Consider the following 24454-nt stretch of genomic DNA (forward strand, 5'->3'; position numbering starts at 1 on the left):
GGGGCTCAGATCGGCAGGGTTACCTGGGAGACGAATACGTTGCGGATCCATCCGACGAACTGGTCCCACATCCCGGTGACCAGTGCGATGCCGACCACGACGAGCAGTACGCCGCCGATGATCTGGATGGTGCGCGAATTGCGCCGAAGCCAGCCGACTCCGCGCAGCGCGGTGGCCGATCCGAACGCGAGAATCACGAACGGCAGGCCGAGACCGAGGCAGTACGCCACGATCAGCGCGACACCGCGAGCGGCCGTCGCCCCCTCGGTGCCGGCGGATACGGCCATCACGCCGGACAGCGTCGGACCCAGGCACGGCGTCCAGCCGAGGGCGAACACCGCGCCCAGCAGCGGTGCGCCGACGATTCCGGTGAGCCGGCGCGGATGCATTCTGGTGTCACGCTGCAACATCGGCACCAGGCCGAGGAATACCAGCCCCATCACGATCGTCACCACGCCGCCGATGCGTTGCAGCAGTTCACGATTGACGTTCAGGGTCTGGATGACCCCGAAGACCGTGGCCGAGGCCAGCACGAATACCACGGTGAAACCGGCGACGAAGAGTCCGGCCGCACCCGCCACGCGCATCCGCCCGGCGCGCAGCGCGACGGCCGCGCTCTTGCCCTGGGCCTCGCCGACGGTGACCGGCGGCGCTTCGGCGCCCACGAGCCCGGCCAGATACGACAGATATCCCGGTACCAGCGGCACCACGCACGGCGACGCGAACGAGACCAGTCCGGCGAGCAGGCACGCGCCCAAGGCCAGCAGCAGCGGCCCGGTGGCCGCGGTCTGCTGGAACGATTCGCCCACCGAAGCCAACGCCGGCACCGCCGGGGAAGCCAATGCCGGCACCGCCGGGGAGGCCAACGCCGTCACTGCCGGCCCTCCTGCGCGACCTGATTCACCACCGGCAGCAGATCCTCGGCCAGCAACGACCGCAGGAAGACCGCGGCGACGCGATGCTGCCGATCCAGCACCAGCGTGGTGGGGATGACGCTGGTGGGGAATTTGCCGCCGAGCGCCAGCAGGCTGCGCATCTCGGGGTCGTAGATGGAGGGATAGCCGACATGGTTGTCGGTCACGAAGTCGCGCGCCTTGTCTTCCTGCGGATCACGCACATTGATCCCCAGGAAGGCGACGCCCTTGTCCTTGGACTGTTCGTAGACCTGTTCCAGCGCGGGCGCTTCCGCGCGGCACGGCCCGCACCACTGGCCCCAGAGGTTCAGCACGACGACCTGATTCGGGAAGTCGTCGACCGAGACGGTCTTGCCGGTCAGCAGATTCGGTCCCGACAGGTGGCCGATCGTGCCGCGCGCGGCCGGTGGGTCGTACCGGATATCGGTCTTGCCACCGGGTGAGACGAAATCGAAGGTGCCGCCCTGGGCGACCGCGTCGTTACCCGACGAACAACCGGCCAGCGCGGCGACGACCGCCACGCAGGCCAGCAGCATCGGCAGCAGACGCCGGACCGCCCCGCTCACGCCCCGGTCACCCTGGGATCCGAGCCGCCGGACGGCTCGGAGTAGACGATGTCGATCAACGTATCGCCTTGGTACACAAGCGAAGTCAGCGAAGCCAGCGAGCACTGCCGCTGCCGCGGATCGTGCCACAGCCGCTTACCCTCCAGGAAGCGGCGCAGCGTCCACACCGGCAGCTGATGCGATACCACCACGGCCTCGTGCCCGGCGGCCTCCACCCGCGCCTTGTTGACGGCGGCGAGCATGCGATGCGCGATCTGCAGATACGGCTCCCCCCACGACGGGGTGAACGGATCGCGCAGCTTCCACCAGTGCCGCGGCTTGCGCAGCGCGCCGTCGCCGACCGATACCCGCAGGCCCTCGAAGGTGTTGCCGGCCTCGATGAGGTTGTCGTCGGTGCGCACGATCAGCCCGTGCTGTCCGGCGATCGGCGCGGCGGTCTCCTGGGCGCGCTGCAGCGGCGAGGCGACGACCAGGGCGATGTCGTGGTCGGCGAGAGTGCGCGCCACCGTCGCCGCCTGCGAACGGCCAGTCACCGAGAGACTGAAGCCGGGCAGGCGGCCGTAGAGGATGCCCTTGGGGTTGTGCACCTCGCCGTGGCGCATCACGTGGACGATCGTCTCGGTATCCGAGGCGACGTCCCCGGGGAGCGAGGGAACCTTGCCGGCATCGGCTCCCGAGCCGGGCACGGGCGCCTGCGACGGTTCGGTGTCCTCGTTCACCGCGGCCGCACCGGTCGGTTCTTCGTGCGAGGGGGATTCTGTTGCGGCAGTGACGGATTCGAGCTGATCTGAGTCGCTCACGCGCGGGATCCTTCGGGTGTGGCGGCCGCGGCTGCCGCGGCGGCGGCGGGCAGTGCGGCAGCGATACGGTCGAATGCGTCCTCGTCGAGGGCGGCCGAGACGAACCAGGCCTCGAACGGGCTCGGCGGCGCGTAGACGCCACGCTCCAGCAGCGCGTGGAAGAAGGCCGGGAAACGCCAGGTGGCGGTGGCCTTGGCGGTCGCGTAGTCGGTAACCGGACCCTCGGCGAAGAACACGCTCACCATATTGCCCGCGAATTGCACGGTGTGCGGGACCCCCGCGGTGGTCAGAGCCTCGGTGATCAGGGATCCGAGTCGTTCGGCGTTGCGGTCGAGGGCCGCGTAGACGTCCGCGTCGGCGGCACGCAGCGTGGCCAGACCGGCCGCCACCGCCACCGGATTACCCGAGAGCGTGCCCGCCTGATACACCGGCCCGATCGGCGCGAGGTGATCCATGACCTCGGCGCGGCCACCGAAGGCCGCGGCCGGGAGTCCGCCGCTCATCACCTTGCCGAAGGTGTACAGGTCGCCGGCCACCGGATCGCGGCCGTACCAGCCCGCGGCGCTGACGCGGAAGCCGGTCATCACCTCGTCCATGATCAGCAGGGCGCCGTGTTCGCTGGTCAGCTCGCGCAGGCCGGCGTTGAAACCGGGCAGCGGCGGGACCGCGCCCATATTGCCGGCGGCCGCCTCGGTGATCACGGCGGCGATCTGGCCCGGATATTCGGCGAAGGCCGTGGCGACGGCTTCGAGGTCGTTGTAGGGCAGCACGAGGGTGTCGGAGGCTTGCGCCCCGGTCACACCCGGCGAGGTGGGCAGACCCAGGGTGGCGACGCCGGAACCGGCATCGGCCAGCAACGCGTCGACATGGCCGTGATAGCAGCCCGCGAACTTGACGATCTTGCTGCGCCCGGTGAATCCGCGCGCCAGCCGCACCGCGCTCATGGTGGCCTCGGTGCCGGAGTTCACCAGCCGCACCCGCTGCACCGGATCGACCCGCGCGGCGATCGCCTCGGCCAGCTCGATCTCGGCCTCGGTCGGCGCGCCGAAGGACAGCCCGCTGGTGGCCGCCCGCTGCACCGCGTCCACGACGGCCGGGTGCGCATGTCCCAGGATCATCGGCCCCCAGGAACACACCAGGTCCACATAGTCGTTGCCGTCGGCGTCGGTGAGCGTGTACCCACGCGCCGAAGCGATGAATCGCGGGGTGCCGCCGACCGAATTGAAGGCCCGCACAGGCGAGTTCACACCGCCGGGGATGATCGCGGCGGCGCGTTCGAAGAGTCGGGCGGAGACCGGCACGTTTACCTGGGTCGCGCGCGGAGAAGAACTCACGACCACCAGTGTCGCAGCCCCCGCCGGAGCGGTCGACGACAGGGTGTAGTGGGGTGAGCCACCCCACAGGGCAAGCCGGCATATTGTACTCCCGCTCGCCCGACCAGCGGTTTGCCGAGAATTTCCTCACATTCGCCCGTCGGCGCCCGCAGCGCAACACGCGGCGTAAATTTCCTGCCATAAGGGTTGTGGCCTGGTTGCCCATGCGTAACCTCGTACCCACCATCACGCTCATCGCCGGGAGGGTCCATGCGCAAAGCAGTATTCGGGGTAGCCCTGTTGACAACCCTCGTCGGCTCCGTCGCGGCAGCGACCCAGGCCGCCGCCCTGACGCCCGTCGTCCAGCCCGAGCAGCAGCGCGCCGGAGTGATCCTCACCCACGACGAGACCGCCGCGCTCGGCGACGGGCCGATTCCGGCACTGGTCACGATGGTCGTTCCGGAGAGCCGGATCGGTGCGGGCCTGAAGCCGGACACCCAGCTCTATCACGATCAGAACGGCAACGTGCACGCCTCACTGCGGCAGGTGATCGAGGAGGCGGCGAGCCACCCGGACGGTAGCGTCGTGGTGATGGCGAACGTGCCCGGATCGCACGGCACGCGCCTGCTCGACGTCTTCCAGCAGTGGCACTGACCGAAGGTCTTCGACCGGCACTGACCGCGCGGCGGCGGTTCAGGGCACCGGAACGCCCAGGCACAGCAGGGCATAGCCGGTGGACAGCAGGCAATTCAGCGGCGTGGGAAGCAGATCCAGCAGTGAGGAAACCTGCCCGGCGCGCGGCGACACCGCAGTCGCGGCCACCGAATCGGCGACAACCGCGGCGGCTCGGCTCTGCGCGCCGGATACCTGCGGACCGGCCGGCTCCACAGTAACCGCCGAAGTGCCTGCGGCCGAAGGACTTTCAGGCGAGGCGGCAGCCACGGCCACCGGAGCCATACCGATCGCCGCGGCCGCGAGAATCGTGAACGAGGATTTCCGCACTGCTCGGGTGCGCGTCATGGTGCTCATTTTCCGGTAATACCCACAACACTCGATCCACTATCGGACGGCGCGCGGCGAAAACGGGTGCGGCTGTGGGAAACAGGCGTTTCAGCGCGGGCGCACCGCGCACCGCACCACCAGATCGATGGCCGCGAGTCCCGCGGCGGCGACCAGTACCGTGGCAAGCGCCAGCCACGGACCGGCGTAGTGAGTGGATTCGAAGGCAGGCTGATCTCCCACCGCCGCGAACCAGGTCCGGTGCACACCGTGCCGCCAGATGGGCACGGCGGCCACCGCGCAGGCCACGACCAGCACCAGATCGAGCAGGATCCACAGCCGGCGCATCACGCGACATCCTCCTTGCCCTCGGACCCCACGTCGCCCTCGCCGTCCGAACCGGACGCCACCACCGAATTCTCCGCATCGTCGGCGCTCGCCGCGAGCACGGCCGCGGACTCCTGCGCCGGAGAGTCCGCGGACTTCTTCGCCGCGGGAGTCGATTCCTCGGCGAGCCGCTCGAGCGCGGCGCTCAACTCGGCGCGCAACTGCTGATGATCGCGCGCCCAGGCCTGCACCATGGCGCCGTCGCGCAATTTCAGGCCGATGCCGCGGCGGCGGCGCGGCACTCCGGTCAGTTCACCCAGCGCGCGGGCCGACTCCCAGGGATCGTCGTCCCACGATTCCTCGTCGTGTTCGGGAAAGACCCGCGCGATCGACTCCAGCGGCAGCGTTTCGGTGCCCTCGCGCAGCGCGGAGTCGGTGAGTTCGACGCTGACGTGGCGTTTTCCCGCAACGACCTGCAGAGTCACGAATCCGGCGAGCAGAATCGCGCAGAAGGTGAGACCGAACCAGTGCACCGGGCCGCGCCGCAGCGCGAGTTCCAGGATCAGCACCAGCAGGCAGAGCAGCGGGCCGTAGGCGACCGTTCGCCAGCGGGCGCCGGGCTCGCTGAACAGCACGGAATCCGGCCGCACCGCGGCGGTGGATTGGGCGTCGCTCACGCAAGACCTCCGAATACGACGCGCGTGCCGGACCGAGCGGGTGGCGGCGGAGTCAGCCGACCTTCCCCGGGAGCAGCAGTCCGGCGAGGGTGAGCAGTGCCAGAAGCAGCAGCAGTCCCATCACCAGGACATCGCGTCGAATGCTTTGTCGCTGCTGAATCACCACGCGCATCGATGTCTCCGATCCACCGAAGCCATCCGTGCTGCGCTCTCATCGCGGTGACCGATCGATGCGACCACCGACCGAAAAACCACATCCGAGGAGCAACGCACAACCAACGACTTTCAGTTCCCGAGCTATCTGTGACAACCCTCACCATACATCCCGGTCGGCACGCGACAAATTCGGCCTCGCGTCTCAGTGGCCGTTCGCTCGGAAGAAAGCCTCGGATTCCTTTCTGCGGCAGAGGAATACGGCTCCGCAGGCCAGGACAGCCTGTAATATCGCCGCCGCCCCGATCAGCACCGCCGGGCCGCCCACGACCGCGCCGAGTCCGAACATCGACCCGACGGCGCCGAGCACCAGCACCACGGTCGCCACATCGGCAACCGTGCGCGCCCACAGTCGCCCGCGACCGAGCTCGTGCACCACGGCCACCGCGCCGATCCCGACGGCCAGGCCGTAGGTGAGGACCAGCACCTCGAGAATCGAGACCACGAGCTCCATCTGCGCCACGCTGAAGTCGGGCCGCTCGCCGTGCAGTTGATCGTAGAAGTCCTGGGCGACCTGGCGGCGATTACCGAGACGGTCGACCGCGCCGAGGATCAGCCGCAACACCCCGAGTGCGACCACGGCCCACCACAGCTGACAGGCGGTGCGCACATCTTCGGGTCTGGTTCGGATGCCGGGCTCGGCCGGCATTGTCGCCGGATTCACGACAGCCAGTGCGCGGCCCCGGTGGCCCAGTAGGTCAGCACGATATCCGCGCCCGCCCGGCGGATGCCGAGAAGCGATTCGAGGATGGCGCCGCGGCGGTCGATCCAGCCGCGTTCGGCCGCGGCCGTGATCATCGCGTACTCGCCGGAGATCTGATACGCCGCGACCGGAACCGGCGAATGATCGGCGACGTCGCGCAGGATGTCGAGATACGACATGGCCGGTTTGACCATCACGATGTCGGCGCCCTCGGCCAGGTCCAGCTCGAGTTCGCGCAGCGATTCACGCCGATTCGCGGCATCCTGCTGATAGGTGCGGCGATCGCCCTGCAGCGACGATCCGACGGCCTCGCGGAACGGGCCGTAGAACGCCGAGGCGTATTTGGCCGCATAGGCGAGGATCCCGGTATCGATGTGGCCGGCGGCATCCAGACCCGCGCGGATCGCGCCGACCTGGCCGTCCATCATGCCGCTGGTGCCCAGCAGTGCGGCGCCGGCCTCGGCTTGGGCCAGCGCCATCTCGACATAGCGGTCCAGGGTCGCGTCGTTGTCGACGGAGCCGTCGCCGGCCAGCACCCCGCAGTGCCCGTGATCGGTGAATTCGTCCAGACAGGTATCGGCCATCACGACGGTGTCGCCGCCGACCTCCTCGGTCAGCGCGCGCAGGCCGCGGTTGAGAATGCCGTCCGGGGCACTGGCCTGGCTGCCCACCGCGTCCTTGTCCTCCGGACGCGGTACGCCGAACAGCATGAGCCCGCCGACGCCCGCGCCGACCGCCTCCGCCGCGGCCTTGCGCAGCGAATCCATCGAATGCTGGTACACGCCGGGCATCGAACTGATCTCGCGCGGTTCGGCCAGTCCGTCGGCCACGAACATGGGCAGTACCAATTGCCTTGGTTCCAAGGTGGTTTCGGCGACGAGGCGACGCATCGCGGGGGTACGACGCAACCGCCGCGGGCGGTCCATTCCGGTCATAACCGCACGATACGCCGCGCGAAAGCCCGGCTCCCAGGCACCTCCCGGCCGATTGGCGCGGATCACAGCCGGCAAATTCCGGGCGACGCGCGGGCGATCCGGCCGCGCGCCGAAACCCGTTGCGGGGCCCGGTTTTTGTCGGTGCCCTCCGGTAGAATCGAAGATGTGTTCGAGGGGATTCGTCGACAGTCGGACCGGCCTCGGTAGCGCGCTACTGCCCACGGCGCACGACCGAACGATCGGCGGTGGGACGGACTGCCCATATCCGTCCCGCCTTCGATTCCGCCCACCGACGACTCGGCGAATCTCCATCCGAGGGGAGGATTCTCATGCCCACCGCACCGACGATGATCGATCCCTACGCGCCGCTGCTGAAACAGCCTCTACCGGCCGGACGGCCGCGCTCCTGGTACGTCATGCACAATCGCAGGCTGAAGGCCATGCGACTGGCCATCGCCCTGCTCGACTCCGGCGTCTACCGCGCCAACCTCGCCGACAACCAGACCATCCGGCACACCGCCGAGGTCGTCGGCATCCGCCCGCCCTCGAACAAGACCTGCAGCCTCGTCCGCGACCTCATGCGCGTCCGGCGGGTGTGAGGTCTCCCGCTCAGCCGCTAGCGGCCCAGCCCATCGAGCCGCTAGCGGCTGCGGCGGCTCTTCTTGCGCGGCGGGGGCAGCAGGCCCTCGGCGCGCAGGTGGGCGGCGTGTTCGGCCAGGGCGTCGACCAGCGGGCCGACCTGGGCGATCTCGGGTTGCACATCCACGCGCAAACCGAATTCGATAGCCGTTTCAGCGGTTTTGGGGCCGATACAGGCAACGATGGTGCGCGCGTGCGGCTTTCCGGCGATACCGACCAGATTCCGGACCGTGGACGAGGAGGTGAACAGCACGGCGTCGAAGCCGCCGGTCTTGATCATCTCCCGCGTTTCGGCCGGTGGCGGCGAGGCCCGCACGGTGCGGTACGCGGTGACATCGTCGATCTCCCAGCCGCGGTCGCGCAGACCCTCGGCCAGCGTTTCGGTGGCGATATCGGCGCGCGGCAGCAGCACGCGGTTGACCGGGTCGAAAACATCGTCGTAGGGCGGGAAGTCGGCCAGCAGACCCTCCGAGGACTGCTCACCGCTGGGCACCAGTTCGGGGTTGATACCGAACGAGCGCACCTTGTCGGCGGTCGCCTCACCGACGCACGCGATCTTCACACCGGAGAAAGCCCGTGCGTCCAAACCGAATTCGCCGAACTTCTCCCACACCGCGCGCACAGCGTTGGTGGAGGTGAACACCACCCACTGGTAACGACCGTCGACCAGGCCCTTGACCGCGCGCTCCATCTGCGCGGGGCTGCGCGGCGGCTCGACGGCGATGGTCGGAACTTCCATCGGGATGGCGCCGTGCATGACGAGCTTCTCGCTCATCTCACCGGCCTGCTCCTTGGTGCGCGGCACCAGCACGGTCCAGCCGTACAGCGCCCGCGACTCCCACCACGACATCTTGGAGCGCTTCTCGACCTCCTTGCCGACCGTGACCACGAGCGGTCCGACCAGCTCCGAGGCGGCGGAGTTCAGAGTGGCCAGCGTCGCCTCGATGGTGCGCTGCTGCCGGGTGGTGCCACGCACGGTCACCGCGACCGGGGTCTGCGGGGCGAGGCCGTGCTCGACCAGCGCGCTCGCGGTCTCGGCCAGGTGGCCGGAGGTGGCGTGCAACACCAGCGGGCCGGGGGCGGCGGCGACGGAGGCCCAGTCGACCTCACCACGCACGTCGACCTCGGTGTGCGAGGAGCCGAGCGCGATACCGGCATACGCCGGCACCGTGGTCGCCGACGGCAGCCCGGGCAGCACCTCGAAGTTCATATGCGACCGAGTGACGGCGTTGACCTCGGAGATCACCGAATCGGTGGTCATCGGGTCGCCGGAGACCAGCCGCACCACATCGTGTCCGGCGCGGGCCTCGTGGACCAGCGTCTTCGCGACCTCGGCCGGCTCGCCCAGCGCGGGGCGCACGTCGACCGCGGATTCCCCGTCGGGCCCCGGCTCGACGGCGGTGCCGATCATGGCCAGCACGCCCTTGTCGACATCGGGATCGGTGAACGCCAGGCGCGCTCGTCCCAGCACCTCGCGGGCGCGGACCGTGAGCAGCGCCGGGTCACCAGGACCCGACCCGACGAACAGAATCCGACCGGGATGTTTCTTGGTGGCTCGGCTCATGGCTTGTTCTCCATCGGGCTGGGATTGGTGAAGTCGGACGCGCCGGCGGATACCTCGCCGGCCAGCAGGTCGCGCGCCCCCAGCTCCAGGAGCTCACGCGCCAGATCGCGGCCCAGCTGCTCTGCGTTCGCGAGCGAGCCGACCGCCGAGGCCCGGATGACATCCGAGCCGTCGATCGCCGCCGCGCCGCCGCGCAGCGACAGTTCCTCCACCACGCGGCCCTCGTCGTCGAGCGATTCGACGACTTCGGCGAGCGCACCGACCGGCGCCGTGCAACCGGCTTCGAGTTCGGCGAGCAGCGCGCGTTCGGCGACGACCGTGGCGCGACTGCCCGGATCGTCGAGGGTGGACAGGATGCTGACGAGATCGCTTTCCTCGCTGCGGCATTCGACCGCGAGCGCGCCCTGAGCCGGTGCCGGCAACATCTGCACGGGCTCGAGGGCCTCGGTGACCGAACCGAGCCGGTCCACGCGGGACAGCCCGGCCCGCGCGACGACCACGGCGTCGAGTTCCCCTTCGGCGACCTTACGAAGTCTGGTGTCGATATTGCCGCGCAACGGCACGATCTCGAGACCGAGTCCGAGTGCGCGCAACTGGGCGGCACGCCGCGGCGCGGAGGTGCCGACCCGGGATCCGGCGGGTAGTTCGCCCAGCACCAGGCCGTCCCGGGCGACCAGGGCGTCACGCGGATCCTCGCGCGGCGGAATCGCGGCGATGGTGAAGCGGGGGTCCGGCGCGGTGGGCAGATCCTTGTAGGAGTGCACCGCGATGTCGACGGTCCCGGCGGCCAGTTCCTCGCGCAGCGCGGCGGTGAACACCCCGACGCCGATCTTCTCGACCGGGTCGGACGACTGGTCGCCCGCCGTCTTCACGATCACCAGTTCGGCGTGCTGCCCGGTGGCGATCAGCGCGTCGCGCACGGTGCCGGCCTGGGTCAGTGCCAGCACGCTGCCGCGGGTGCCGATCCGCCACGGGGCGTCGGTGGTGCCGCGTCGCGTCATGTCGTGCTCCTGCGTGTCGACCCCGGTGGCCGCGCCCCCGAATGCGGTGGCCGTATCAGCGCTCACTGCGGATGCCCCTGTTCGTCTCCGAGATGGCTCGTGGTGAAGTCGTCGGCCAGTTCGCCGCCGAGGGTGGCGATTTCCATCGGCGCCGCAACAGCTTGTGCCGCACCGGGTTTCAATTCGAACAATTCGCGCAGCGCTTCGGCGTAGCTGCCGCCGCCGGGCGCCGAGGCCAGCTGCTTGACCCGGACCGTGGGCGCGTGCAGCAGTTTGTCGACCACCCGGCGCACCGTGCGGGCCACCTCTTCGCGCTGCGGATCGCCGAGATCGGGCAGTTTGGATTCCAGCCGCATCAGTTCCGCCTCGACCACCTCGGCCGCGCGCTGGCGCAGGGCCGCGACGGTCGGGGTCACCTCGGCCATCCGCTGGCCGGACAGATATTTGGCGAGCTCCTCGGCGACCAGGGCGCGCGCGGCGCTGGTGTCGTCGGCCGCCGCACCCGCCGCGGGATCGCGCTGCAGCGTCTCCATATCGATGACGGTGATATCGGGCAGTCCGGCCACCGCGGGATCCACATCGCGCGGCAGTCCCAGGTCGCAGATCACCATCTGATGTCCGGCGCGGGAGACGTTGAGGGCGCGGTGGGCGTCGGCCAGGCTCACCACCGAACCGACCGCGCCGGTGCTGGTGATCACGATGTCGGCGTCGGCCATGGCGTTCACCAGGTTCGACAGTTCCATCGCGGTCGCCGGTGCGCCGTGCATGGTGGTCGCGGTGTGGGCCAGCCGCTGGGCACGCTCGAGGGTGCGGTTGACCACGATGATTCTGCCGATTCCGGCCCGTGCCAGATGGGCCACCGACAGCCCGCCCATCGCGCCCGCGCCGACCACGACCGCGGTGCGCCCGGCCAGATCACCGAGCACGTTCGCGGCGCGATCCAGCGCGACCGACACCACCGAGGCGCCCGCGCGGTCGATCCCGGTTTCCGAATGCACCCGCTTGCCGACGCGCAGGGCGTGCTGGGCCAATTCGTGCAGGGTGCGTCCGGCGGCCTGCTGGGCATCGGCGGCGGCGTAGGCCGAGCGGATCTGGCTGAGCACCTGCTGCTCGCCGACGACCATCGAATCCAGGCCGCTGGCCACCGCGAACAGATGTTCGGCCGCCGCCTCGCTGTAGCGCACGTAGGCGTGTTTGGTCAGTTCGGGCAGCGGCAGATCGGAATGCCGGGCCAGCAGATCACCGACCTCGGCGAGCCCGCCGTGGAAGGCGTCGACCACTGCGTAGATCTCGACGCGGTTGCAGGTGGAGACGATCATCGCCTCGGAAATGTGCTGGGAGGCCAGCATGCGATCGGTCAGCTTGGGCCGGTCCTCCTCGGTGACCGCGACCTTCTCCAGCACCGCCACGGGAGCGCTGCGATGCGAAATTCCGACGAGAAGCACACTCATGGTGCGACCACCGATCCCTTGCTGGTTGGCTCCGTTGCCGAATGCGAGGTTGTCTTGCGGGGTGCGGGCTGGTGGGCCGCGCGGCCGGCCATCCGCCGCCCGATCGGGGTGGATACCGCGTGCACCGTCTCCCCCGCGGCGACGCGCTCGGTCGCGGCCGGTTCCGCGGCCTCGAGTTCCGCGCTGCGAGCGCGCTCGAACGACAGCATCTGCAGTTCGACGGCGAGGTCGACGCGGCGGACCTCCACGGTGGCCGGAACCGCGAGGTTCACCGGCGAGAAGCTGAGGATGCACTGCACCCCGGCGGCGACGAGTTCGTCGCAGACGCCCTGGGCCGCGGCATCGGGAACGGTGACGACCGCGATCGTGGGGGCGAGTTCGGCGACCGCGGCCCGCAGCCGGGCGGTGTCGAGCACCCGCAGCCCGGCGACCGAGGCGCCGATCACCGCGGGATCGTTGTCGAAGATGCCGACCATGGTGAATCCGCGCCGCGAGAATCCGCCGTAACCGGCCAGTGCCCGGCCCAGATTTCCGGCGCCGACCAGGATCACGCGATGGCCGTCGGCCAGGCCGAGGACGTCCTCGATGCGGTTGCGCAACTTGGCCACGTCGTAGCCGACGCCGCGAACCCCGTTGGGGCCGAGGAAGGATAGATCCTTGCGAAGCTTCGCCGAACCGACACCCGCCGCGACAGCCAGTTCTTCACTCGATACGATGAGCACACCCTCGTCGGCCAGGACGGCGAGCACTCGGAGGTAGGTGGCCAAGCGGGTCACCGTCGCCTGCGGGATGTCCTTGTTGATGGATTTGCCGGAAACGCTGTTCAGAGCTCTGCCGGAGACGCCACTTGGCGTCTCATGCTGCTCTGTCACGTCGTTCGGCTCCTCGTCCGGCCGGGGGGTAGTGTCCGGGTTTTCGCTTGGTCCGCCGCCGATACCGGGCACAGGCATCGGTATCGGATCGGTATTGATACACGGGGTGCGGTTGCGTCCGCCGCCAGAAGCAGGCGGGTCGCGTGTCACCACCGTAACCGCTTGTGAAGCCCTGCACAAAGTCGGTGAATTCAGTCACTCTCCACTCGTCGGCTTCACGAATGCCTGCTCACATTCAACCGCCGTGGCACGGGCTTCGGTGCAGGCACGCCGGACCGGCGATTTCGTCGCGCGAATCCGGCGATTCGCGGCTAATCGCAGGTCTGTCGGCGCCGTGGCATTTAATGGCGATATGAGTACTGCCACGCATTCGGTGACTTTGCTGACTCGTGACGGCTGCGGTATGTGCACGGTCGCACTGACGCAACTGCGCGCCATCTGCGCGGACTTCGGGCTGGAGCCGGCGACCGTCGATGTCGACGCGGCGGCGGCCACCGACCCGTCGCTGCGGGCCGAGTTCGGCGACCGGCTGCCGGTGGTGCTGCTCGACGGCCGTGAACACAGCTACTTCGACGTCGACGAACCGCGATTGCGGGCCGATCTGAGTCGCTGAGCACACATCGCCGAGCAGCCATCGGGACCACGCTGTGCTCGGCTAATGTTGGAGTGTTCGCGCGAACAGGCGGAGGTACTGGTGCCGGAACGATCGAAAGATGCGAGGACGGGCTTCATCGCGGGCAGGTTCGGCGAATTCCCGGCGCGCTGGGGGCAGGGTCTGTCGGACCAGCTCACACGGATCGCGCGCAGCCCGTTCGGGCCCAGCGAGGAGGAGGTACGCGCCAACCTCGCCGGTGAGGCCAGCGCCGACGCGGCCCTCGCACTGCACGACGCGGAATTGGCCGAAACCTTTGGCGCCGAATCCGATTCGGAATTACCGCCACACGCACGCCCGCCCCGCGACCTGACCGCGGCGGCATTTTTCGACGTGGACAACACGATGGTGCAGGGCGCCTCGATCGTGCACTTCGCGCGCGGCCTGGCGGCGCGGAAATATTTCAAGACTTCCGACCTCGTCGATATGGCCTGGAAGCAGGTGAAATTCCGGGTCACCGGCAAGGAAAGCCAGGGCGATATGGCCAGCGGTAAGGAAAAAGCGCTGTCATTCATCGCCGGCCGCTCGACCGCCGAACTCGCCGCACTCGGCGAGGAAATCTACGACGAAATCATCGCCGACAAGATCTGGCCCGGCACCCGCGCGCTGGCGCAAATGCATCTGGACGCCGGGCAGCAGGTGTGGCTGGTCACCGCGACGCCGGTGGAACTCGCACAGGTCATCGCGAAACGCCTCGGGCTGACCGGCGCGCTGGGCACCGTCGCCGAAAGTGTGGACGGCGTCTTCACCGGACGGCTGGTCGGCGATATTCTGCACGGCCTCGGTAAAGCACATGCGGTGCGCACCCTGGCCATTCGCGAGGGTCTCAATCTCAAACGCTGTACGGCCTATTCCGACAGCCACAACGACGTGCCGATGCTCTCGCTGGCCGGTACCGCGGTGGCGATCAACCCGGATTCGGACCTGCGCGAGGTCGCCAAGAACCGCGGGTGGGAGATTCGCGATTTCCGGACCGGCCGCAAAGCCGCCAAGATCGGCGTGCCCACCGCATTGGCGCTGGGCGCGGCCGGTGGCGCGGCGGCCGCCGTGCTCACCCGCAAGCGCGAACACCACGGCTGAGATTTTCCGGGGCGAAGTGATCGAGCCTCCTCGCCGCAGCGAGGAGGCTCGATTTCTCCGGCTCTGTTCGGCGTCAGCCGGTGAAGGGGTTGCGCCGCTTGGTGAGCAGCTTGTACAGCGTCTGCTGGATGGTTTCGCGGACCTGATCGGTGACCTCGAACATCGTCATCGGATCGTCGGCCGCCTCCGCCGCGTAATCCTCGGTCGCGATGGGCTTACCGAATTCGATGGTCCACTTCGACGGCAACGGAATCGCACCCAGCGGTCCCAGATGCGGAAATGTGGGAGTCACCGGGAAATACGGCAATCCGAGCAGCCGCGCCAACGGCTTGATATCGGCGAGTTTCGGATAGATCTCCTCGGACCCGACGATCGAGCACGGAATGATCGGCACACCGGTTTTCACCGCCGCCGAAACGAATCCGCCGCGGCCGAAGCGCTGCAACTTGTAGCGCTCCGCATACGGCTTGCCGATGCCCTTGAAACCTTCGGGGAACACCCCCGCGACCTCGCCCGACCGCAGCAGCCGTTCGGCGTCGGCCGGGCAGGCCAGGGTGTGGCCGGCCTTGCGGGCCAGCCCGCCGACCACCGGCATCTCGAACACCAGATCGGCGGCCAGCAATCGCAGCGACCGATGAGCGGGATGCCGATCGTGCACCGCCAGCTGCAGCATGAGCGCGTCCAGCGCCACCACGCCGGCGTGATTGGAGACGACCAGCGCACCACCGGAGGACGGAATGTTCTCGATGCCGTTGACGTCCACCCGGAACCACAGTTCCGACAGTGGTCGCAGCGTCGGCAGGATGACCGATTGGAGCAGATGTTCGTCGCGACCGAACTCGTCGACCTGGTAGTCCCCGGTGAGGCGGCGGCGGGCGAAATCGGCGGTATTGCGAATACCGCCGGCCACCGCACCCCGCACCAGATCACCCAGCGAGCGCGGCGGCGCCGATTCGGCCAGCCGCTCGGTCAACGAGGTCACCGGCTGCAGGGCCGACTCCCCGGGCCAGCGCCGCGATGCCGGGCGCTGCCGGGCCTCGAAATCCGTCTCGTGCAGGTGAATGACTTTGGCCACGTCGTTCATCGATGTGCTCCCGTCCCGGCCCCGACGAGGCCGAGGAGTCTGTTTTCTGCGGCGTCGATCCAGCGCGGATCGATGACGGGCCGCAACGCTGCGCCCCCGATGAAGTCGTCGAACGCCTGCACCGTCGTCCAACGCGGTGCGAAGCCGAGTTCGCTGCGCATTCTCGTGGTGTCCAATCCACAGCCGTAGTGGAAGTAATCGATCTGCTCGGTGGTGAACTCACGCATCACCGGGCCCATGAACGACCGGCCGACCGTCTGGAAAACACTCATCGGCACCGGTAGTTCGACGCGACCCGCGCGACGGATGGCCTGCGACAAAGCCAGCGACCCGTCCCCGGCGACGTTGAACGTGCCGCCTGATGCGGAATGCGCCGCATGCGCCAGCGCCGCGATCGCGTCCTCTTCGTGCAACAGCTGCATACGGGGGTCGCGGCCGAAGATCGTCGGCGTGATCGGAGAGCGAAAATACTGCACACCCCGGCCCGCCAGCCGCGGCCCCACAATCGGTGGAAATCGAAGGATCACCGCGGCGATATCCGGACGCCGACGCGCCATTCCACGGACGAATCCCTCGACCTCGATCATATCGCGCGCGAACCAGCCCTTCGGCGGCGTGCGCGCACTCATTTCCTCGGTGAATTTCGCCGGATCCTTAGGACCACAACCGTACACCGCCGAGGAGGACCGGAGCACGACACGGCGCACACTCGGTGCCTTCTGACAGACCGCCATCAGCTGCATGGCGCCGAAGACGTTGTAGTCCTTCATCGCCGCCCGGCCGCCACCGGCGGGCGGGCGGGAGAGCACGGCCGGATGCACGACGGTGTCGACCTTGTTTCCGTCGATCACCTTGCGGATCAACGGATTTCGAATGTCGGCGCGAACGAACTCGGCCCGTCCCATGCGACGCAGCAGATCGCGGCTGGGCATGCGGGCGTCGACGGCGATGACGCGTTCGATCGCGGGATCGGCCGCCAGCCGAGTGACGACATTGCCGCCGAAGAAGCGGCTCGCGCCCGTGACGAGAACGACTTTTGGCGGCTGGTCGTCGCGGCCAGCCGTACGCCCGTCCCGCATATCCGAACCCACGCCGAATCCCACCTGTGCACCCCTGCTTTGGCTAGTTCCGTTAACCAGAGTAGCGGCTGTTACGGAGGTGGCCGACAGTATTTACCAGGATCTAACGATGACTTCAGTCACCGGAAACAAATGCTGAAGCCCGCCACCTGAAACGGTGGCGGGCTTTCAGCTAATTTCCAGCGTGTAAGACTTACTTGCCGAGTTTGCGACGCTGCACGCGCGTACGGCGAAGCAGCTTGCGGTGCTTCTTCTTCGACATCCGCTTACGGCGCTTCTTGATCACAGAACCCATAGGGTTGTTCCTCGCGTTCTCTCTCTACCCTCGGCACGCACGCCGGTTACGTACGCCCATCTTCCGGTTCGCTCGGCGGCCGCCTGGCAACCAGTGTTCAGCTCCCGACCTGACCCAGATCGGCAGCGGGTAACACAACGGTGGTTCATCGTACCGGGCCAACCCACGGCGAACGAAACGGGCACCGATGTGCCCGGTCGCCGACACCGCCGACCGGCGTCCACACGTCTCTACCCGGCGTCGAAGTACGACGTCTGCAGGTAGTCGTGTACCGCCTTGGCGTGTACCCGGAACGATCGACCGACTCTGACAGCGGGTAGTTCTCCCGAGTGAACCAGCCGATACACCGTCATCTTGGAAACCCGCATCAGATTCGCCACCTCGGCAACGGTGAGGAACTGTGTTCCTCCACCGCCGATGACAGGACCGGAACTCGCAGAGCTGTTTCCAGACATCATTGCGCCACTGACCTCCGGCACGTCCGCGCCGCCGGCTTCCCCACCGGCGGAACAGACACGCACGTGCTCCCTCGAGCTTAGCGTGACCAGTGGGATTGCTGCGACGGGTGGGAGAAATAGCAGTGTCACCAGCGGATGTCACGTCACACCCGGCGGCCACCGCGCGGTTACTCGCCGGTCGCCCCCTGTTCGACCGAGCGGCGCTTGGCCGCGTGCAGCGCCTCCCAGAACGCCGAACGCACGCCGCCGCGCTCGAGCTCGCGCACGGCCGCCGCGGTCGTCCCCGCCGGCGAGGTCACCGCGGCACGCAACTCCGCGGCATCCTGGCCGGATTCCTCCAGCAGCGCCGCCGAGCCGAGCATGGTCTGCACCACCAGTTCGGTGGCCACGTCCCGGGTCAGCCCGAGGCCGACACCGGCCTCCACCATGGCCTCGACCACCAGGAAGAAGTACGCGGGTCCGGAGCCGGACACCGCGGTCACCGCGTCCATCTGGCTCTCGGCGACGGTGACGACCCTGCCGACCGCGCCCAGCAGTTCCGAGACCGTGTCCAGCTCGGCGGATTTGGCGTGCCGGCCGGCCGCGATCGCGCTCATGCCCTGGCCGACCAGCATCGGGGTGTTCGGCATGACCCGCACCACCGGGAATCCGGCGGGCAACTTCGACTCCACCCGGGCGGTGGTCACGCCGGCCGCGAGCGACACCAGGATCTGATCGCGGTCGTTGTCGAGTTCGAGTTTGCCGAGTTCGGTCAGCACGGCGTCGACATCGTGCGGCTTCACCGCGACCACCAGCACATCCGCGCCCGCCGCGGCCTCGGCCAGACTGTCGGTGACCCGGATGCCGAACCGCTCGCTCAACACCTGCGCGCGGGCCGTCACCGTCTCGACCACGACCAGATCCTTACCCGGTCGCCCGGCCTCGAGCAGCCCGGCGATCAACGCCTCGCCGATCCGTCCGCCACCGATCACCGCAATTCTCGTCATGAGGCCCAAGGCTATCCGTGCGCGGCGAGCGATGCGGGGCAGGGGCGATCAGGGACCGGCGAGGCAGCGAATCAGCGCGGCAGCGGAATCAACGCGAGCTGGCGGGTCTGCGCCACCACCGCGCCCGTGCTGTCGAGCACCAACTGGTCCTCGTCGAACATGCGCTCACCGATCTCGTGGGCGGTCGCGATGACCCGCAGCCAGCCCGGCGCGGGCCGCCGCCGCAGGTAGGTGGTGAGCTGCACGGTCGGCGCCCAGCCGAACCGGCCCATATTCATCGGCACCGGCGGGCTCATATCGCCCGCCATCATGGCGAAATAGGCGGCGACGTCCGGATCGCTGCCGTCACCGGCGCGCGGACGGATCCACAACCGCAGCCGGGGCTCGCCCCGCTCGCCGGACAGGAACCGCGCCCAGGACGGGTCGATCGCCACCGACGCGCCCCGTGCGACGTTGACCAACCGGCCCATCGGAGAATCCGGCGCGTCGTATCCCAGGGCGTCGGCGGGGGGCTCCGGCGGCATATCCGCCACGGTCTCGCGGCGATAGGCCGGTTCGGCGTCATCGAGGTGACCGAAGGTGAACGCCGAATGCACCAGCGTGCGGCCACCCTGGACCAGATCGGCGTCGACCAGGCAGATCTGGCGGCCCGTCTTGCGGATACGGACCTCGTACTCGACCTCGCCGGGATCGGGGGCGCCGAGAAAATCGGTGCTCGCCGCGATCGGGAACATCTCGGCCAGATCGGGGTGCGTGGTGCGCAACCGGGTGGTGGCGGCTGCCGCCGACGCGGCGATCATGGTCCCGCCGTGCAGTTTCTTACCGATCGTCCACACCGGATCGATGACGCCGCGATAGCGCGCGAGCTCCGCGGAAGCCTCCACCTCGGTCACCGCGCACACCCGGCTGAACGGTGCGTCGTCCACCTCCGGTCGTACCGTCTCGACCGCCAGTTCCGTCACCCCGCCGCTCCTCTCCGTGGGCCCAGCCGGTTCCGACCGGCTCGTACACCGTATAAGTCTGCCGGAAGGTCGCTCGATTCCCTACGGGTGTGACGAACGCCTTCCCGCGCGGACTGCCCGTACGCCCCGGGCACGAGGACATATGAACGGTCTCGGCCCGCCTCGATTTTGGAGCGACGGAGGGAGGGAGCGCAGCGACTGACCGGAGGAGTGAAAATCGAGGCGGGCCGAGACCCGCCGGAGCGAAGCGGAGGCAAATCAACCCTGCCGGGTCGGTTCCCGCCCCGGCGCCGGCTGCAGATTGTTCAGATGGGTGCGGGCGAACCGCAGCGACCGCCCCAGCATCGCCGCGCGGTCGGCGGTGGTCCGCGCGTTCTGGGTGTTCACCTCGATCACGGCATGACCGCGGAAATCGTTGCGCACCAACGCTTCACACACTTCCACACAGGGCTGCGCACCCTCACCGGGAACCAGGTGTTCGTCGTGCGCGGCGCCGCGGCCGTCGGCCAGGTGCAGGTGCGCCAGACCGCTGCCCATGCGGTCGGCCAAGGTCAGCGCGTCCATTCCGGCGGTCGCGGTGTGCGACAGATCCAGGGTGTAGTGCCGGAAGCCGGTGTCGGTCGGATCGTAGGACGGGCTGAACGCGGTGACGGAAAGTCCCGGTCCGCCACGGCGTTCCAGCCGGCGCGCCGAGCCGGAGCGACGCCCGAACAGCGTGTCGGCGCGCATGGGGAACATGTTCTCCACCGCGACGACGACCGGACTGCTGTCCTCGAGTTCGCCCACCTGCTGCGCGAAGCCCTCCGCATAGCGCCGCTGCCAGCGGAAGGGCGGATGCACCACCACGGTCGCCGACCCCAGCGCCTCCGCGGCCCGCACACTGCGTTCGAGCTTGGCCACCGGATCGGCACCCCACACCCGCTGCGAAATGAGCAGACAGGGCGCGTGCACCGCCAGCACGGGCACCGAGTACCGGCGCACATACGACTGGACGGTGGCGATGTTCTGGCTGGCCGGTTCGGCCCAGACCATCAATTCCACGCCGTCGTAACCCAAGTCGGCGGCGTACCGGAACGCCGCCTCGGTGTTCTCCGGATAGACCGACGCCGTCGACAACCCCACCTGAACGGTGGTCCCCACCTGACCGCTGTACCCCACTTGCTGCTCCCTGCTCAGTTCGTGCTGAGAAGAAAGGCTAGCGGTCCGAGCGTCACGAAGATGCCCACAACGACCGCGATCACCGTGCTGAGGATGTCGTCGGTGCGGCGCAGTACGCGAACCAGCGCGACCAGACCGAGGATCACGACCATCGCCAGCACCAGGGCCACGAACGGCATGATGTCCCACATCTGCTCGAAGCCCTTGAACAGCAACATTCCCGCGACCGCCGCACCGACGGCCTGGCCGCCCAGGATCATCCACTGCCGGCGGTTCAGGTCCTCGACCGAGCCGCGGCGCGGAGCCGGCCGGCTCAGCTGCGGCAGTTTGTCGCGCAGCGAGAATCCGCGCGGGGCGGCCCGGCGCCGGCGCGGGGTGGCCTCGATCTCCTCGTCGTCGAGCAGATCGTCGTCGTAGTCGTCCTCGGGCTCGTCGAGTTCGACCGGTGCGTAGAACTCGGTGCGCGCCTCGGCCGGATCGAGCAGATCGATGACCCCGCGGCGCGGCCCGCGATCCCGGCGCGCTGCGGCTTCGCGCCGCTCCTCACGAGCTCCGGCGTCGCGCAGCAGATCTCCGGCAACGGTCTGCCCGGACAGCAGCGGCTGCTCGGAAGCGGCCAGCGACCATCCCGGCGACCGATCCTCGGCCGGCTCGTCCTCGTGGCCGCCCGGTCCGGATTCGTCGAAATCACGGGGAGCCGAAACCGGAGCACCCGGCCGCCGCCGGGCCGACCACGCGGGCAGACCCCGGCCCGCGTCGGCGCCGTTGCGACCGCCCGCGAGGCCGTCGGGCGCATCGGCCCCGTCGCGTCCCGGCTTCGCACCGTTGCGGCGCGGCAGATCCGCGCGGCCCGGGGTGGGGTACTCGGGGGCACCGAATTCGCGGCCTGCCGGAGCGCCGAATTCGCGGGGCGGCGAAGAAGTTTCGGGCGGGCGTGGCGGCGCCCAGGCAGTAGTCGGCGGCGTGGCGTCGGTTCCCATCCCGCCCCGGAACGGCGGCACCATCACGGTGTTGCGCTCGTCGGGCTCCGGCCGATGCCGGCGCCCGGTCCGACCCGAATCCACCGGCGCTTCCGGAGCGGCGAACGAACCCGCCGCCTCCCGCTCGGCCAGCGCCTCCCGCAGTTCGCGGCGGGCGCGGCGGCCGGTGGGCGCCGGCGCGGAATCCACGCCGTACGGGGCGGGAGCGCCCTCAGGCGCGGCGTGCCGGGTGGAATCGGGCTGGGCGTCGTATCCGGAAGCGCCGTATCCGGGAGCGTCGAATCCGGGTGCCGCGCCGAACTCGGGCGCTGAGCCGTATCCGCCCGGCGATTCGAACGAGGCGGACGGTAAACCGCTCGCCCCGTATCCAGGCGAGTCCCAGGAGTTCGGCGCGCTCGGCGCCTCCGGAGCGGCGGCCAGCGGATCGTAGAAACTGATCGGGCCGGACAGCGGTGATTCGGCTTCGTACCCGGGTACCGAGAGCTGGAAGTCGGGCATCGGTTCCGGATCCGGCTCGGCCTCCGGGGCGGCGTGCGAGGAGGAACCCTCCCGGACCGCCGGCAGGTCGCCGGTCAGGTCGGTGACCGCGATGCCGCGTCCGCCTCTGCGGCGCCGCCCGCCGCCCGACGCCGGAACTCCCTGGCCGTTGCGCGCCAGCAGTTCGGCGACCGACAGCTGGGTCGAATCCTCACTCATGCCGGCTCCTTTCCGATAGACCGCTGCCCGAATCGATCATCCCGATACGGCCTCGGTCGGGCCCGGCACTCCGATGGGCCGAGTACTACCCGGACCCGGGTCGGTACCCGGGTCGGTATCCAGTTTGCGCAGGATCAGTCCTTCGCGCAGCGCCCACGGGCAGATTTCGAGCGTATCGAGGGACAATGCCCGCATACTCGCCTCCGCCACGAGCGCGCCGGCCACCAATTGCTGGGACCGGTCGGAACTGACACCTTCCAATTCTGCGCGATCGGCGGCGGTCATCCGAGAAATGAATGCGATCAACTGCCGCAGACCGGAACTGGTGAGACTACGCCGCACGCGCGGTCCCGCGGCCGAAGGGGCGGCTCCGGTCAGCCGGGCCAGCGAGCGGAAGGTTTTCGAGGTGCCCACCGCCAGATCCGGGCGCCCGACCTCCAGCAGTTGTTTGGCCGGGATCACCAACTCGGCGTCGAGCCAGTCCCGCAGCACCGCCACCCGCCGCTTGCCCGGCGGATCGCCGTTCAGCCAGTCTCTGGTCAGCCGGCCCGCGCCCAACTGCAGCGACAGCGCCGCATCGGGCGCCTCGTCGCAGCCGTTGCTCATCTCGAGCGATCCCCCGCCGATGTCGAGGTTCAGAATGCGCCCCGCACTCCACCCGTACCAGCGCCGCACCGCCAGGAACGTCAGCCGGGCCTCGTCGACACCCGACAGCACCCGCAGATCGACACCGGCGCGCGCGCGGATCTGCGCCAGCACGGCATCGGAATTGGCCGCCTCCCGCAGCGCCGAGGTCGCGAAGGGCATCAGCTCCACGCAGCCGGAAGTCTTTGCGATACTGGCGAATTCGGTGATCGTCTTGGTGAGCTTGGCCGCGCCCTCGGGCGTGATGCAGCCCGCGTCGTCCATATTCTCCGACAGCCGCAGGGTGGCCTTCGTCGAGCTCATCGGCATCGGGTGCCCACCCCGATGCGCGTCCACCACGAGCAGGTGGACGGTATTACTTCCCACATCGAGAACACCGAGCCGCACATGAATACGGTACCGGGGACGGTGCGAGCACCGGAGGACGAATCCGAACTCCCCCGACCCACCAGCCCGGGAGTGGGGCTCGAGCGGGGAAGCTGTTAGCGTCTGGCGATGTGACCGCAGGAGCATCCGCGCCCACCCCCTTCCCGCCGGACACGGCGCCGACCGGGCTGCGACCAGCTGCGAAGATCGATCCGGCACCGGAGGTCGATCTCGACTTCCCGCGGGAGTGGATCGAATTCGTCGATCCCGCAAACGCCGAGCATCTGATCGCGGCCGACCTCACCTGGTTGCTGTCGCGCTGGACCTGTGTCTTCGGCACGCCGGCCTGCCAGGGCATCATCGAGGGCCGCCCGGACGACGGCTGCTGTTCGCACGGCGCCTTCCTCAGCGACGACGACGACCGCAAGAAGCTGGCCAAGGCCGTGAAGATGCTCACGCCGCAGGACTGGCAGCTGATGGACGAGGCGCGCGACCGCGACGGCAAGGTCCGCAAGAAGCTGTATCTGGAAGAGGACGAACTCGACGACGAGCCGGCCATCCGCACCCGCCGCTACGAGGGCGCCTGCATCTTCCTCAACCGTCCGGGCTTCGCCGGCGGAATCGGCTGCGCCCTGCACACGATGGCCCTGCGCAAGGGCATCGAGCCGCTGACGGTGAAACCCGAGGTGTGCTGGCAGCTGCCGATCCGGCGCACCCAGGACTGGGTCGACCGGCCCGACGGCGAACAGATCCTGCGCACCACCATCACCGAATACGACCGGCGCGGCTGGGGCCCGGGTGGCCTGGATCTGCACTGGTACTGCTCGGGTTCGCCCGACGCGCATGTCGGCAGCCGACCGGTCTGGCAGTCCTACGCGCCCGAACTGATCGAATTGATCGGGCAGCCGGCCTACGACGAACTCGCCCGGCACTGCCGCCGGCGCGAAGGGCTGGGATTGATCGCGGTGCATCCGGCCACGACCGCCGCGCGCGAGAAGACGGAAACCGACCCGGCCGGGAATATCTGATCCGCCAACCC

26 protein-coding genes and 1 pseudogene are annotated in these 24454 nt (G+C 68.9%); 5 read left to right on the forward strand and 22 right to left on the reverse strand.

Translation table 11 applies throughout. The features are described 5' to 3' along the window. Positions 1 to 5 precede the first annotated feature (5 nt). From RJ03_RS24340 to hemL, 4 genes are all read right to left on the reverse strand, one after another. Entirely contained in the window at positions 6 to 827 is an 822-nt protein-coding gene (locus RJ03_RS24340; protein ID WP_086007306.1) for a cytochrome c biogenesis CcdA family protein, read from the reverse strand. Between the two features lie 44 nt (positions 828 to 871). After that, positions 872 to 1450 carry a TlpA disulfide reductase family protein gene (locus RJ03_RS24345; RefSeq protein WP_036506059.1) on the reverse strand — a complete coding sequence of 193 codons (579 nt, stop codon included), beginning with the start codon at positions 1448 to 1450 and terminating at the stop codon, positions 872 to 874. Positions 1451 to 1476: 26 nt separating this feature from the next. After that, positions 1477 to 2082 carry a histidine phosphatase family protein gene (locus RJ03_RS24350; RefSeq protein ID WP_051025203.1) on the reverse strand — a complete coding sequence of 202 codons (606 nt, stop codon included), beginning with the start codon at positions 2080 to 2082 and terminating at the stop codon, positions 1477 to 1479. A gap of 194 nt (positions 2083 to 2276) precedes the next feature. After that, positions 2277 to 3614 (reverse strand): glutamate-1-semialdehyde 2,1-aminomutase, encoded by a 1338-nt coding sequence (gene hemL, locus RJ03_RS24355; protein ID WP_036506061.1) that lies wholly within the window; start codon positions 3612 to 3614, stop codon positions 2277 to 2279. A 249-nt stretch (positions 3615 to 3863) separates the two neighbouring features. Between hemL and RJ03_RS24360 the strand changes: the two genes are divergently transcribed. Then, a complete protein-coding gene (locus RJ03_RS24360; protein ID WP_036505981.1) occupies positions 3864 to 4247 on the forward strand; it encodes a hypothetical protein in 384 nt (127 codons plus the stop codon). A 39-nt stretch (positions 4248 to 4286) separates the two neighbouring features. Here RJ03_RS24360 and RJ03_RS24365 read toward each other — a convergent pair whose 3' ends face one another. The 5 genes and pseudogenes from RJ03_RS24365 to hemB all read right to left on the reverse strand — a co-directional run bounded on the left by RJ03_RS24365 (position 4287) and on the right by hemB (position 7447). Next, positions 4287 to 4622 (reverse strand): hypothetical protein, encoded by a 336-nt coding sequence (locus tag RJ03_RS24365; protein ID WP_036505982.1) that lies wholly within the window; start codon positions 4620 to 4622, stop codon positions 4287 to 4289. An 81-nt stretch (positions 4623 to 4703) separates the two neighbouring features. Next, positions 4704 to 4943, reverse strand: coding sequence for a hypothetical protein (locus RJ03_RS24370; protein ID WP_143860068.1), 240 nt, complete (start codon positions 4941 to 4943; stop codon positions 4704 to 4706). A gap of 110 nt (positions 4944 to 5053) precedes the next feature. After that, a pseudogene (mce1N, locus tag RJ03_RS24375) lies at positions 5054 to 5569 on the reverse strand (transport-regulating membrane protein Mce1N); the annotation flags it as partial. A gap of 385 nt (positions 5570 to 5954) precedes the next feature. Further along, positions 5955 to 6473, reverse strand: coding sequence for a hypothetical protein (locus RJ03_RS24380; RefSeq protein ID WP_063065421.1), 519 nt, complete (start codon positions 6471 to 6473; stop codon positions 5955 to 5957). Next, positions 6470 to 7447 (reverse strand): porphobilinogen synthase, encoded by a 978-nt coding sequence (gene hemB / locus RJ03_RS24385; RefSeq protein ID WP_036505988.1) that lies wholly within the window; start codon positions 7445 to 7447, stop codon positions 6470 to 6472. Before hemB ends, RJ03_RS24380 begins: the two co-directional genes overlap by 4 nt. 329 nt (positions 7448 to 7776) lie before the next feature. Here hemB and RJ03_RS24390 point away from each other — a divergent pair, with 329 nt between their 5' ends. Next, on the forward strand, positions 7777 to 8046 hold the full coding sequence (locus tag RJ03_RS24390; RefSeq protein ID WP_036505990.1) for a hypothetical protein: 270 nt from the start codon (positions 7777 to 7779) through the stop codon (positions 8044 to 8046). Between the two features lie 41 nt (positions 8047 to 8087). Here RJ03_RS24390 and RJ03_RS24395 read toward each other — a convergent pair whose 3' ends face one another. From RJ03_RS24395 to RJ03_RS24410, 4 genes are all read right to left on the reverse strand, one after another. Then, positions 8088 to 9650: a bifunctional uroporphyrinogen-III C-methyltransferase/uroporphyrinogen-III synthase gene (locus RJ03_RS24395; protein WP_036505992.1), complete on the reverse strand. Its 1563-nt coding sequence runs from the start codon at positions 9648 to 9650 to the stop codon at positions 8088 to 8090. Continuing rightward, positions 9647 to 10651 carry a hydroxymethylbilane synthase gene (gene hemC, locus RJ03_RS24400; RefSeq protein ID WP_036506065.1) on the reverse strand — a complete coding sequence of 335 codons (1005 nt, stop codon included), beginning with the start codon at positions 10649 to 10651 and terminating at the stop codon, positions 9647 to 9649. The genes RJ03_RS24395 and hemC overlap by 4 nt, the downstream gene beginning before the upstream one ends. Positions 10652 to 10713: 62 nt before the next feature. Further along, positions 10714 to 12102 carry a glutamyl-tRNA reductase gene (locus RJ03_RS24405; protein WP_036505994.1) on the reverse strand — a complete coding sequence of 463 codons (1389 nt, stop codon included), beginning with the start codon at positions 12100 to 12102 and terminating at the stop codon, positions 10714 to 10716. Then, on the reverse strand, positions 12099 to 12974 hold the full coding sequence (locus tag RJ03_RS24410) for a redox-sensing transcriptional repressor Rex (RefSeq protein WP_036506067.1): 876 nt from the start codon (positions 12972 to 12974) through the stop codon (positions 12099 to 12101). The genes RJ03_RS24405 and RJ03_RS24410 overlap by 4 nt, the downstream gene beginning before the upstream one ends. 352 nt (positions 12975 to 13326) lie before the next feature. Between RJ03_RS24410 and RJ03_RS24415 the strand changes: the two genes are divergently transcribed. After that, positions 13327 to 13587: a glutaredoxin family protein gene (locus RJ03_RS24415; RefSeq protein WP_036505996.1), complete on the forward strand. Its 261-nt coding sequence runs from the start codon at positions 13327 to 13329 to the stop codon at positions 13585 to 13587. A gap of 81 nt (positions 13588 to 13668) precedes the next feature. Further along, positions 13669 to 14706: an HAD family hydrolase gene (locus RJ03_RS24420; RefSeq protein WP_371507423.1), complete on the forward strand. Its 1038-nt coding sequence runs from the start codon at positions 13669 to 13671 to the stop codon at positions 14704 to 14706. Between the two features lie 73 nt (positions 14707 to 14779). Here the strand turns inward: RJ03_RS24420 and RJ03_RS24425 are convergent, their stop codons facing one another. The 9 genes from RJ03_RS24425 to RJ03_RS24460 all read right to left on the reverse strand — a co-directional run bounded on the left by RJ03_RS24425 (position 14780) and on the right by RJ03_RS24460 (position 23436). Beyond that, complete coding sequence (locus tag RJ03_RS24425) at positions 14780 to 15790, reverse strand: lysophospholipid acyltransferase family protein (protein ID WP_036505998.1); 1011 nt, start codon at positions 15788 to 15790, stop codon at positions 14780 to 14782. Next, positions 15787 to 16869, reverse strand: a complete 1083-nt coding sequence (locus RJ03_RS24430; protein ID WP_051025205.1) for an NAD-dependent epimerase/dehydratase family protein — start codon at positions 16867 to 16869, stop codon at positions 15787 to 15789. The genes RJ03_RS24425 and RJ03_RS24430 overlap by 4 nt, the downstream gene beginning before the upstream one ends. Positions 16870 to 17062: 193 nt before the next feature. Continuing rightward, the gene (locus RJ03_RS36255) at positions 17063 to 17164 is read right to left on the reverse strand and encodes a 30S ribosomal protein bS22 (RefSeq protein ID WP_003402602.1); all 102 of its coding nucleotides are present in this window, start codon (positions 17162 to 17164) and stop codon (positions 17063 to 17065) included. 230 nt (positions 17165 to 17394) lie between these two features. Then, entirely contained in the window at positions 17395 to 17622 is a 228-nt protein-coding gene (locus tag RJ03_RS24435) for a helix-turn-helix domain-containing protein (RefSeq protein WP_030516190.1), read from the reverse strand. 167 nt (positions 17623 to 17789) lie between these two features. Continuing rightward, positions 17790 to 18608, reverse strand: a complete 819-nt coding sequence (gene proC, locus RJ03_RS24440) for a pyrroline-5-carboxylate reductase (RefSeq protein ID WP_036506000.1) — start codon at positions 18606 to 18608, stop codon at positions 17790 to 17792. 71 nt (positions 18609 to 18679) lie between these two features. Continuing rightward, positions 18680 to 19510, reverse strand: coding sequence for a thioesterase family protein (locus RJ03_RS24445; RefSeq protein ID WP_051025206.1), 831 nt, complete (start codon positions 19508 to 19510; stop codon positions 18680 to 18682). Positions 19511 to 19828: 318 nt separating this feature from the next. Beyond that, positions 19829 to 20710 carry a sugar phosphate isomerase/epimerase family protein gene (locus RJ03_RS24450; RefSeq protein WP_036506002.1) on the reverse strand — a complete coding sequence of 294 codons (882 nt, stop codon included), beginning with the start codon at positions 20708 to 20710 and terminating at the stop codon, positions 19829 to 19831. Positions 20711 to 20742: 32 nt separating this feature from the next. Beyond that, positions 20743 to 22404 carry an Rv0497 family membrane protein gene (locus RJ03_RS24455; protein WP_036506004.1) on the reverse strand — a complete coding sequence of 554 codons (1662 nt, stop codon included), beginning with the start codon at positions 22402 to 22404 and terminating at the stop codon, positions 20743 to 20745. 36 nt (positions 22405 to 22440) lie between these two features. Next, positions 22441 to 23436 (reverse strand): Ppx/GppA family phosphatase, encoded by a 996-nt coding sequence (locus RJ03_RS24460; protein ID WP_051025200.1) that lies wholly within the window; start codon positions 23434 to 23436, stop codon positions 22441 to 22443. 167 nt (positions 23437 to 23603) lie between these two features. On the opposite strand from RJ03_RS24460, the gene RJ03_RS24465 reads away from it, so the two are divergent. Beyond that, complete coding sequence (locus RJ03_RS24465) at positions 23604 to 24443, forward strand: DUF3109 family protein (RefSeq protein ID WP_051025208.1); 840 nt, start codon at positions 23604 to 23606, stop codon at positions 24441 to 24443. Positions 24444 to 24454 lie beyond the last annotated feature (11 nt).

It is taken from the genome of Nocardia aobensis NBRC 100429 (assembly GCF_000308375.1).
Taxonomy (GTDB): domain Bacteria; phylum Actinomycetota; class Actinomycetes; order Mycobacteriales; family Mycobacteriaceae; genus Nocardia; species Nocardia aobensis.